The organism is Bacteroidota bacterium, from assembly GCA_039714315.1.
GTDB lineage: Bacteria > Bacteroidota > Bacteroidia > Flavobacteriales > JADGDT01 > JADGDT01.
The window spans coordinates 1-2,898 of sequence record JBDLJM010000238.1 but is presented as its reverse complement, the minus strand read 5'-3'; the positions used below and the strand labels follow the sequence as shown (position 1 = coordinate 2,898).

The following is a 2,898-nucleotide window of genomic DNA, read 5'->3' as shown; positions in this document are numbered from 1 at the left end:
CTTTAAAAACACAACTTTTTGTGTACGATAGTTAAGTTTATATTGCAATATTTGTAGAAGGGAATAATTCTAGAAAAATAATTATGGCAAAGGTCTTGGTAAGTCTGGTTGGAAACCAGGCTATAAACAATATCAGATTTATAAAAGAATTTAAGCAAAGTACAGATGTTTTTGTTTTTATTTCTACTACCGAAATGGAGGCTGAAAACAAAACTACAGCCATCTTAAATGCATTGGATATAGCTGGAGAAAAGGTAAAAAAAGTTATTGTTAGCAGTTATAAATTTGATGAGATAGAAGACGCTTTAAATAAAACAAATTTTTCACAGAATGATGATTACCTGATTAATATTACCGGAGGAACTAAACCGATGTCTATTGGAGTAATTACACATTTCCTGAAATACACAAAAGCTAAAATGTTCTATGTCCCTATAGGAGAAGGTACATACCGGCAGGTCCATCCGCGAATAGAAAAACCTGAAACCGGGTTCGAAAAATACACAACTCTTAAAGAGTATCTGGAATCTTATAATCTAAAGGTGATAGAAAAAGAAAGCAGGGTATCCCGGAATATAAGGCACGCCGAAGATTTGATGAAAGATTTTATCAGTTATAATGGAGATGTAAATAAAATCGAAAAAATAAGAAAGGCCTCAGGAATGAGTTTTCCGGAAGACAGATCGTACTATTCGGGCAGATGGTTCGAGGAATACGTGTTCTCTAAAATAAAAGGGAAATTCAAGCTGAACGAAAATCAGATAGCATATGGTGTTCAGCTTTTGAATGATAAAGCAAAGAACGAATACGATGCAGTTTTTATATACAACGATACAATTTATATAGTTGAATGTAAAGCTTATTTCGGAAAATCCAATCTTCGGGAAAAGGTTGGAAAGGATTTGTATAAGCTGGGGGCTTTGGATGATGATTTCGGACTAAAGGCAACATCTATATACATTACTACTGCCGATATTAAAGGTTACAATCAAAATGAAAACAATTCTTTACAGAACAGGGCAGATGCACTGAAGGTAAAATTCTTTCAGCAGGAGGACCTGGTTAATGACAGTTTTTTGGAGGAGATAAAGTAATAGAGAGAAAATAATTCAACGAAACATTAATTTACCCTTATGTTATTGGTTTCTTGTTGTAGCTTGTTATACTTTTGCAGAAATTAACATGAAATTCGTAACGGTTAATAAAGAAATATAAGGAGATATGAAATCCCAATAAGCGGAGGGTGCATACCAACTGTTATGATTAATTTTTGGGGATTTCATATGACCTTAATATAAAATTATATACATATGAAACTTTGGAGTAAAGGATTCGACACTGATAAAAAGATAGACATTTTCACTGTTGGAAACGACAGAGAACTCGATTTACAACTGGCTAAGTACGATGTAATCGGAAATAAGGCTCATGCCGAGATGCTGAATAAAATCGGATTAATTTCTGATGATGAGATTAAAGTTCTTATTCCGGAATTGGATAAAATTCTGGAAGAAATAGAAAGAGGAGAGTTTACGATCGATGAGAATTTCGAAGATGTTCACTCCCGTGTGGAGTATATGCTTACTGAGCGATTAGGCGATGTCGGTAAAAAAATTCACTCTGCACGTTCGCGAAATGATCAGGTTTTAGTGGATCTTCACTTGTACTCTAAAGTAGAACTTGGAGCTATAAAGCAGGAAGTAAAAGACTTGTTCGATAAGTTTATTGCTTTGAGTGAGCAATATAAAAAAGCACTTATACCTGGATACACACACCTGCAGGTTGCAATGCCTTCATCGTTTGGAATGTGGTTTGGTGCTTATGCCGAATCATTGATCGACGATATGTATTTTATTAATGCTGCGTATAAAGTGGCTGATCAGAATCCTCTTGGCTCGGCTGCCGGTTACGGTTCGTCATTCCCGATCGACAGAGAGTTTACAACCGAGAAGTTAGGTTTCTCTGAATTAAAGGTAAATTCAGTTGCAGCACAAATGGGACGTGGTAAGCTTGAAAAATCAATTTCTTTTGCTATAGCATCTGTAGCAGGGACATTGAGTAAAATGAGTGCTGACGTTTGTTTGTATATGAGTCAGAACTTCGGATTCCTTACTTTTCCGGACGAATTAACAACAGGGTCGTCAATTATGCCGCATAAAAAGAATCCTGATGTGTTTGAATTAATCAGAGGTAAGTGTAATAAATTACAGGCTTTGCCAATGGAGTTGACTTTAATTCAAAATAACCTTACAAGTGGTTATCACCGCGATTTGCAGATGCTTAAAGAGAGTTTTGTGCCTGCGATAGCTACTTTAAAAAGTTGTTTGGAGATGAGTTTATTTATGTTTGAGAATGTTGAAATAAACACTGGGGTTATCGAAAATGATATGTATAAATACGCATTCTCTGTAGAAGAGGTAAACAAAAGGGTTTTGGAAGGAATGCCTTTCCGCGACGCTTATAAAGAAGTAGGATTGGAAATTCACAATAATGAGTTCGATCCGGTTCGTGAAGCAAATCATACTCACATTGGTAGTGTGGGGAATCTCAGAAACGATTTGTTGGTTGCTAAGATGGAAAAAGCGATGAAGGGGTAACAGAGGAAAGATAAAAGATACCTGCCTGCGTGACGCAGTCAGGCAGGAAAGATAAAAGATAAAAGATAAAAGATAAAAGATAAAAGATAAAAGATAAAAGAGGAAAGATACCTGCCTGCGTGACTCAGTCAGGCAGGAAAGAGGAAAGATAAAAGATAAAAGAGGAAACCGACGAAGGAGGTTCAGCGAGCACCGTGTCTCGGCTTAGCCGATGAACCGTTGAATAATATCACTGAGTATCCGCTGATGCGACAGTCCCAGCGATGTACACCGGAGCCCCACACGGCGAACTTCCGAAGTT

2 protein-coding genes are annotated in these 2,898 nt (G+C 36.7%); both read left to right on the top strand.

Translation table 11 applies throughout. The features are described 5' to 3' along the window. Positions 1 to 83: 83 nt before the first annotated feature. Positions 84 to 1,094 carry a DUF1887 family CARF protein gene (locus ABFR62_13895; GenBank protein MEN8139510.1) on the top strand — a complete coding sequence of 337 codons (1,011 nt, stop codon included), beginning with the start codon at positions 84 to 86 and terminating at the stop codon, positions 1,092 to 1,094. Positions 1,095 to 1,310: 216 nt separating this feature from the next. Next, positions 1,311 to 2,597 carry an argininosuccinate lyase gene (gene argH / locus ABFR62_13890; protein MEN8139509.1) on the top strand — a complete coding sequence of 429 codons (1,287 nt, stop codon included), beginning with the start codon at positions 1,311 to 1,313 and terminating at the stop codon, positions 2,595 to 2,597. Positions 2,598 to 2,898: the final 301 nt, after the last annotated feature.

Bases quoted from the DNA above. Each gene is read 5' to 3' on its own strand.
- argH (MEN8139509.1), top strand. From the start codon at position 1,311: ATGAAACTTTGGAGTAAAGGATTCGACACTGATAAAAAGATAGACATT.
- ABFR62_13895 (MEN8139510.1), top strand. From the start codon at position 84: ATGGCAAAGGTCTTGGTAAGTCTGGTTGGAAACCAGGCTATAAACAAT.